Source organism: Actinomadura formosensis NBRC 14204, assembly GCF_001552155.1.
Lineage (GTDB): Bacteria > Actinomycetota > Actinomycetes > Streptosporangiales > Streptosporangiaceae > Spirillospora > Spirillospora formosensis.
This window is the reverse complement of record NZ_BCQQ01000191.1, coordinates 1-7,656: the sequence shown is the minus strand read 5'-3', so window position 1 is coordinate 7,656 and position 7,656 is coordinate 1. Positions and strand designations below refer to the sequence as shown.

Here is a 7,656-nt window from a genome sequence, read left to right as displayed (position 1 = left end):
GGCCGCCGTCCTGGCCGGGGTCCTGCTCGTCGGCTTCGGCCTGCCGTGGGCGATCGTCGGGTTCACCACGCTGCTCCAGCGGCGGACGCCGAGTGAGCTGCTCGGCCGGACCTATGCGGCGTTCGACGTCCTGACCAACACGCCGCAGATGTTGTCCATCGCGTATGGCGCCGCGATGGTCGCCTATATCGACTACCGCCTCATCCTCCTCGCCATGATCGCCGTCTTCGCCGCGTCGGCCTTCTACCTCGCCGCGGGCCGGTCGAGAGCCGGTGCCGAGGACGACGCACTCACCGACCGGGACAGCGCGGTCGTCCCCGGATCCACAGCGTCCCCTGGATGACCTGCTTCACGAGGCCCATCCGCCGCTTCGCGGACGATCTCACCCTCCACGGAACCGATCGTGGGAGTGGCATCACCAGCACATCATCACGCTGACGGACCTGGCGTGCGCCACGTTAGTGCGCAGTATCGGCAGGCATTTCCGGGGAGCCTTTGATGAAGAGTCTCGCTCAGCATTCCGATCTGGTGATTGCGGTCGTGATGGCCGATATCGCCATCGTCCTGCTGACCGGCGCCGTTCTCGGCCGGCTGGCCCGGTATCTGAGACAACCGCCGGTCGTCGGTGAGATCGTCGCCGGTATCGCGCTGGGCCCCAGCCTTCTCGGGCTGCTTCCGGGCGACCTCACCGCGCACATCTTCCCGGCTGAGACGCGGGCGTACCTGTCGGCGATCGCGCAGGTCGGCCTGCTCGTCTTCATGTTCCAAATCGGCTGGGAATTCGACAAAGGGCTTCTGCGGGGGCGGCGCGGGGCGGCGGGCGCGATCTCGATCAGCTCCACTGCCCTCGCCTTCGGGCTGGGTGCCGGCCTCGCCGCGATGCTGTACCCCTACCACGACACGGTGAAGGGCGACCATGTCCCCTTCACCGCGTTCGCGTTGTTCATGGGTGCGGCGATGTCCATCACGGCGTTTCCCGTGCTGGCCCGGATGCTGACCGAACACCGGATGATGGGCACGCGCGTCGGCGCTCTCGCGCTGGCCAGCGCGGCCCTCGACGACGTGCTGGCGTGGTGCCTGCTTGCGCTGACCGCGGCGATCGTCACCGCGGGCGGCACCGTGAAGGACATGGTGCAGATCGGCGCGCTGTCGGTGCTGTACGTGGCCGTCATGGCGCTGGTCATGCGCCCGCTGCTGGCCTACCTGACCCGCCGGATGGTCCGTAACCGGATGCCGCCGGTCTATGTCATCGTGCTCGTCGCCGGGCTCTTCCTGTCGTCGTACGCCACCACGTGGATCGGCATCCATGCCGTTTTCGGTGCCTTCGCCTTCGGCTTCATCATGCCGCGCAAGCCGTTCGAGACACTGGCCGACGGCGTCAAGCAGCCGTTCGACGGAATCAGCATGGTACTGCTTCCGGTCTTTTTCATCGTGACCGGCCTGAACGTAGATATCAGCGCCATTTCCGGCCTCGGAGCCGTCGAACTGGTCGCCATCGTTCTCGTTGCCTGTGCCGGCAAGATACTGGGCGCGGCGATCCCCGGAAGGCTCACCGGGATGCCGTGGCGCGAGGCCGGCACCCTGGGCCTGCTGGTGAACACGCGCGGCCTGACAGAGCTGATCATCCTCAACGCGGGCGTCGGTCTGGGGATCCTCGACGACCAGATGTTCACCATGATGGTGCTGATGGCCGTCATCACGACGGCGTTGGCCGGCCCGCTCCTGCCGAACCCCCCGGCCTCCCCCCGACAAGCCGGTCGACCGGCGTTCGCGGTTCCCGGCCGGCCGGCCGGAGGACCTGCCGGATGAGCCGCGCCCGGACCGGCCCCGCACGATCACCGCGGCCCGATCCGGCAGGCCGCCTGACCTGCACGGACGAGGTTTGACAATGCACGGCCCCACGAGCCCGGCCCGGGGGCGTCCCTCCCCCCGGGCGCGGGCCGTCAGTGGTGCTACGCGGGCATGGGCCGCGAGCTCGACTGGCCAGACCTCAGGTCACGGCGTAAGCGCGCAGGATCGTCTGCGTCACCGTGTCGCCCGCCGGGTCCTGCGCGGTGGCGCGCAGGGAGACGAATCCGGCGTGTCCCGGGTTGGTGACGGCGACCTGCCAGCCGCCGCCGGCCGGGCGCGGGCGCAGCGGCGTCCACGTCCGCCCGTCGTCGAAGGACGCCTGGACGGTCAGCCGCTTCACCTTCGCCGTCGTCGTGCCCTCGACGCGCACCGGGACGTTCAGCGTGGTGCCCGCCTTCGCCTGGTTGCGGCCGTCCAGTCCGGGCGGGGCGAACCGCACCGCCTGCAGCGGGAGCGCCCGCCCGGCGGGGCCGGCGGGGCCGGAACGGAACGTCCACACCGACGTGACGCGGGTCGACATCGGGAGCGCGCGGCGGTGGTCGACGGTCAGCGTGTAGCGGGCGTCCCGGGCCGGCACCCCGGCCGTCAGCCCGTAGGTGTCAGCCGCCTGCGCGATCCGCCGCCCGTCGGCGTCCAGGGTGATCGTGTGGGGGCCGTCGCTGTCGCCGAGGTGCCCGCCGCCGTCGGAGAACATGGACGGCAGCGGGATGTTCATCTCATTGCCGGTGCGGCGGGCGCCGGCCATCGCGATCGACGGCCCCGCCACGGCGCCGCCCCACACTTCGACCGGGTGGCGGCGGCCGGTGAAATTCCGTGGCAGGGCGAGCTGAACGCTCTGTTTGCGCTGGTCCGCGTGGTTGAAATAGGCCATCCGCCACCAGGAGGCGCCGGCGGGCAGCGGAGAGAAGTAGTAGCTGACCTTCGCCGGAAGGGTGCCGGTCGCGCAGGGGTCGTAGGGGACGATGCCGGCGGAGCCGGGCAGCTGGACGCCGTGCAGGAGCGTGGCGTACTGCTGCGCCTTCCCGTTGTCGGGAGCCCGGTAGACGGACGGCACGACCGCCATGGTCTTCCGCGCGACCTTGCGGACGAGCTTGGCGGGAACCCCGCCGGTATGCACGTCGGCCACGGCGTAGCACTCGCCGGTCTTGGCCCAGTCGGACTCCGCGAGGAACGTCGTCCCGGCGGCGCGGAACGGCAGGACGTACAGCGGGTCACCGCCGAAGTACATCTCCGCGCGCACCTTCCCCCGCCGGTAGGCGAGCTGCACGAACTGGCCCCTGTCGGAGATGGTCACGCCGGGAGCGTCCACGGTCAGGCCGGTGCGGACGGCCTTGCGCCCGTCCAGGAGCAGCCGTTGCGTCCCCGGGCGGACGTCGAGGGGCCGGGACAGCACCAGTGAGCCGTCGGAGGCGGCGTTCTCCCCGGTCGCGCCGACGAAGTAGGGGCCGGACGGCAGGCGGACCCGGGCCTTCCCCCTGCGCAGGGGCACCTCGTCGACCTCGCCGGACCGCATGTTCGTCAGCTCGATCGTCTGCTGGCCGTCGTCGAGGGGCGCCTTGCCCCGCCGGTCCAGCATGGTCACCGTGAGGTCGGTGGCCTTCGGCTCGACGTAGGCGCCGACGATGGTCCGCACCGCGGTACCGGCTCCGCCGTGCGTGGCGGTCACCGCGCCCGCGTAGGCCCCCGCACGGGCGCCGCCGGCCCTCACCGTCAGCCGGACCTGAGCCTGCCCGTGTGCGGGCACCGCCAGCCTTCTCGCCGAGAGGGCGAACATGCCGGCGGGCGCGGCGCCGCCGCCGCGGCGGGCGGCCCGGACGTTCAGGGACAGGGTCGCCGGACTCGTCCCATCGTTGCGGTAGGTGAGGGTCCGGACGGTGCTCTGCCCCGCGGTGTGCGGCCAGCGCAGGTAGGCGTTGAGCGAACCCTGGGAGGTGCTGATCGGCTCGCTGACCGCGTGCGCGAGGTCCACCAGGCCCGCGCCCCGCAGGAACGGCGCCGCGGTGGGCTTGGCGGTGTTCATCAACGCGGCCTTGATCTGCTCGCCCGTCCAGCCGGGGTGCCGCTGGGCCACGATCGCGGCGGCCCCGGCGACGTGCGGCGTGGCCATGGACGTGCCCGACGCCCGCCGGTAGGAGGTGCCCACCGGGTCGGCGGCCGGGGTGCCCTTGGCCCAGGCGGAGATGATGCCGACGCCGGGTGCGGTGATGTCGGGCTTGACCGCCGAGTCTCCCTTGCGGGGACCGCGGCTGGAGAATCCGGCGAGCCGGCCCCGGCCGTCCACCGCGCCCACGGCGAGCGCGGCGTCCGCGCTGGCGGGGGAGTCGACCGTCGCCGCGGCGGGACCCTCGTTGCCGGCCGCCACCACGAACAGCGTGCCGGTCCGCCGGCTGAGCGTGTTCACGGCCTGCTCGACCGGGTCGAGGCCGCGCTCGTCCGTTCCGCCGAGGCTCATGTTGACGACCTTCGCGTGCACGGTCCTGGCCGCCCAGTCCATTCCGGCCAGGATGCCGGAGTCGTAGCCCACGCCTTCGCCGTCGAGCACCTTGCCGATCGCCAGCCGGGCGCCGGGCGCCACGCCCCGGTAGCGGCCGTGGGAGGCGGCACCGGAACCGGCGACGGTGGCGGCCACGTGCGTGCCGTGGCCGAGATGGTCCCGGACGTCCGCCTCGTAGGTGAAGTTCTTCGAGGCGGTCACCACTCCCTTCAGGTCGGGGTGGCCGGGGTCGTATCCGCTGTCGAGCACGGCGACCCCGACGGACTTGCCGGTATAGCCCGCCCGCCAGGCGGCCGGGGCGCCGATCTGCCCGTTGCTCTTGTCGTCGAGCGCGCGCACCTTCCCGTCGAGCCAGATCTTCGCCGTGCCGGGCCCGAGCGTGCGCATGCCGGCGGTTCCGCCGGTCAGCGACCGCCAGACGTCCGGCGCCCGGTTCTTGGCGACCTTGAGCCCGGTGAAGCCCAGGCCGGGCGCCTCGGCCGTCCGCACGGTCCCGCCGGCGGCCCGCGGCGCGGCGCCCTGCACCAGGACGGGCAGGTCGGCGCGGGACGCGTCGCCGTACCCGCAGGCCAGCAGCCGGGTCACGTTGAACAGGCGCGGGTCGAGCCGGCCGGACGCGAGCAGCGCCCGCGCGTCGGACGGGACGACCATGGTGCCCTGGCCGCCGTAAGCGGTGATGCCGAACCGGATCCGGTCCCGTCCGGGGCCGTGGCGCACCTCGACCGCGTCCGTCCCGTCCGCCGCCCGCCGCAGTAAGACCTTGTCACCGGTCAGCAGCGTCACCGACCGGGCCGTCCCGCTTCGCGCCGGCGCACCGCCCGGCCCCGGTTCGGCCCCCGCCGGGTCTCCCGCACCGCCCACCGCGCTCACCACGGTCACGACGCCGATCACCCCGAGAGTTGTCCATCTTCTCCCCATGTCGCCTCCGATATCCGAACATTCCTGATCACTAGGACCCGTTCGGTTGCGGGGAGGGTTCGGCGGTGGCCGGTCGTGGCTTGCGGGACAACCCCTCCGCCGCTCGCGCGTCAGAACGGCGAAGACAGGCGAGGGCCAGGGCCGCTGCTACGGCGTCCCTTGTTCTGCGGTGGGCGGAACGCATGGGAACGGACCGCGCCACCGACCTACGATGTGCGCATGCCCGACACCACCCGCCCGCCCGTACCCGCCGGCGAGACGCCGCACGAGCCGACCGCGCCCCGCCGGCCGGCGGAGCCGCTGTGGCGTGACGCGCTCGGCCAGTGCCTGAGGCGCCTGCGCCTCGAACGCGGCGAGATACTGATCGAGACCGCCCGCCGTGCCGGGGTCTCGCCGCAGTACCTCTCCGAGATGGAACGCGGTGTCAAGGAGCCTTCGAGCGAGATGATCGCCGCGGTCGCCGGCGCCCTGGACGTGACGCTCGGTGAGCTGACGCTTGAGGTCGCCACGAGCCTGCGGGCCGCGCCGATCGGAACCGCTCCGGCGGCCCCGACCTGCCGGGCCGCCTACGCGCTGGCCGCATAGGCGGGTTCTCCCTACCCGGCGGTCGGTTGCCGTTCCTCGATCACATGGTCGATGAGACCGTAGTCCAGCGCCGCCGTCGCGGTGAACACACGATCGCGATCCGTGTCGGCGCGCAGCGTCGCCACGTCCCGCCCGGTGTGCCGGGAGAGGATGCTCTCGATGTCCGCGCGCACGCGGACGACCTCGTCCGCCTGGAGAATGAGGTCCGGGATCGCTCCTCGCCCCTGCCCCACCGGCTGGTGCAGGACGACGCGGGTGTGGGGCAGCGCGGCGCGTTTGCCGGGAGTGCCCGCGGCAAGGAGCACGGCGCCGACCGCGACCGCCTGCCCCACGCACGTCGTCGCCACTTGCGGACGGATGTAGCGCAGCGTGTCGTACACGGCGAGCATCGCGCTCGGGTCTCCACCCTCGCAGTTGATGTACAGCTGGATATCGCGGTCGGGACTGTCGGATTCCAGGTACAGCAACTGCGCGACGAGAGCGTTCGCGACACCCGCGTCGATGGCGGTGCCGAGATAGATGATCCGCTCCGTCAGCAGGTGCGAGTAGACGTCCATGATCCGTTCACCGCGAGGATGTTGCGCGATGACGTTCGGAATCGTGTAGGTGCTCATCGGACGGCTCCTTCGGACGGGAAGCCGAGCCCGATGGGTCGATGACTGGTGGGCATGACTTCGTCGAAACTGCTGACGATCCCGTCGATGAACCCGTATTCGAGCGCTTCCTGCGCCGTGTACCAGCGATCGTGCAGCGAGTCCTCGAAGACCCGTTCGAGGGGCTGGCCGGTGTCTTCGGCGATGAGTCCGAGCACCGTGTCGCGGGTGTGGCGCAGGTCGCCCGCCTGCAGTTCGATGTCGACGGCGGCGCCGGCGATGCCGGCGGAGCCCTGGTGCATCAGCACGCGTGCGTGCGGCATGGCACGGCGCTTGCCGCGGGTTCCGGACGACAGCAGGAACTGGCCGGCGCTGTAGGCGATGCCGAGCACCATCGTGGACACGTCGCACGGGACGAGCCGAATGACATCGCGGATCGCGAGCATCGACGGCACCGATCCGCCGGGGGAATGGATCCACAGCGCGATATCGGACGACGAATCCTCTTTCGCCAGGGTGATCAGCTGCGTTGCCAGCAGCGTGCCATTGTCGTCGTCGAGTGCGCCGTCGAGCACGAGAACACGTTCCTGGTAGAGCTCACGCCGCATTCGTTCGTTGAACAACGGGACTTTCTGTTCCTCGCTCATGCCTTCACTTTGCGCCACCACGCGCACTGGCCATAGCCCGATCTGCCCACGGCAGATCCGCCCAGAGCGGCAGAACCACGACGATCACCACCGACCCGGCCCGGGGTACTCGACCAGGCCGAGGCGAAGCCGAACGGGCCGCGCTGGCGCTCGCCGAAGAAGGCACCCGGTCCGCAGACGCCCACTAGGGCGTGTCCGATGAGCCCGGCTCCCTCGGTCGCGTCTGCTTCCACTCGTCCGGCGGGACATCGCAACCAAGTGCGGGGTCGGCGTGCCCGCCTCACATTCCGGGTGGCTGTGTCGTCGGACCGCTGAACCGTGAGCAGAGGCGGCACCACGTGCTCCGGTGTCGGCACCGCCGTACCGAACTTCGGACGAAGCGCGATCCGGCCCGGAGATTGAAGTCCCGACCACCTCTTTTCCCTACGGGAGTGACCGAGCATGACCGATCTCAGCGAGCTGACGGGCGACTACGTCCTCGATACCGTCCGCACTCGGATCGGGTTCGTCGCCCGGCACACGATGGCCACCAGGGTGCGAGGGCGATTCGACGAGTTCGAGGGCGAGG

The 7,656-nt window shown here is 71.2% G+C and carries 7 protein-coding genes; 4 read left to right on the top strand and 3 right to left on the bottom strand.

The window, feature by feature from the left end; all coding sequences use genetic code 11:
• Positions 1-343 (top strand): MFS transporter (locus AF1_RS35485; protein WP_217999863.1); only part of this gene is annotated, 343 nt, incomplete at its 5' end.
• A gap of 155 nt (positions 344-498) precedes the next feature.
• Entirely contained in the window at positions 499-1,809 is a 1,311-nt protein-coding gene (locus AF1_RS30625; protein WP_067807308.1) for a cation:proton antiporter domain-containing protein, read from the top strand.
• Positions 1,810-1,990: 181 nt separating this feature from the next.
• Here the strand turns inward: AF1_RS30625 and AF1_RS30620 are convergent, their stop codons facing one another.
• Positions 1,991-5,236, bottom strand: a complete 3,246-nt coding sequence (locus AF1_RS30620; RefSeq protein ID WP_067807305.1) for a S8 family serine peptidase — start codon at positions 5,234-5,236, stop codon at positions 1,991-1,993.
• 246 nt (positions 5,237-5,482) lie between these two features.
• Here AF1_RS30620 and AF1_RS30615 point away from each other — a divergent pair, with 246 nt between their 5' ends.
• The gene (locus AF1_RS30615; protein WP_067807303.1) at positions 5,483-5,848 is read left to right on the top strand and encodes a helix-turn-helix domain-containing protein; all 366 of its coding nucleotides are present in this window, start codon (positions 5,483-5,485) and stop codon (positions 5,846-5,848) included.
• An 11-nt stretch (positions 5,849-5,859) separates the two neighbouring features.
• Here the strand turns inward: AF1_RS30615 and AF1_RS30610 are convergent, their stop codons facing one another.
• Entirely contained in the window at positions 5,860-6,462 is a 603-nt protein-coding gene (locus AF1_RS30610) for a ClpP family protease (RefSeq protein WP_067807300.1), read from the bottom strand.
• Complete coding sequence (locus AF1_RS30605; protein WP_067807297.1) at positions 6,459-7,088, bottom strand: ClpP family protease; 630 nt, start codon at positions 7,086-7,088, stop codon at positions 6,459-6,461. Before AF1_RS30605 ends, AF1_RS30610 begins: the two co-directional genes overlap by 4 nt.
• A 441-nt stretch (positions 7,089-7,529) precedes the next feature.
• Here AF1_RS30605 and AF1_RS37150 point away from each other — a divergent pair.
• On the top strand, positions 7,530-7,656 hold a 127-nt coding region (locus tag AF1_RS37150), incomplete at its 3' end, for a YceI family protein (RefSeq protein WP_169804067.1).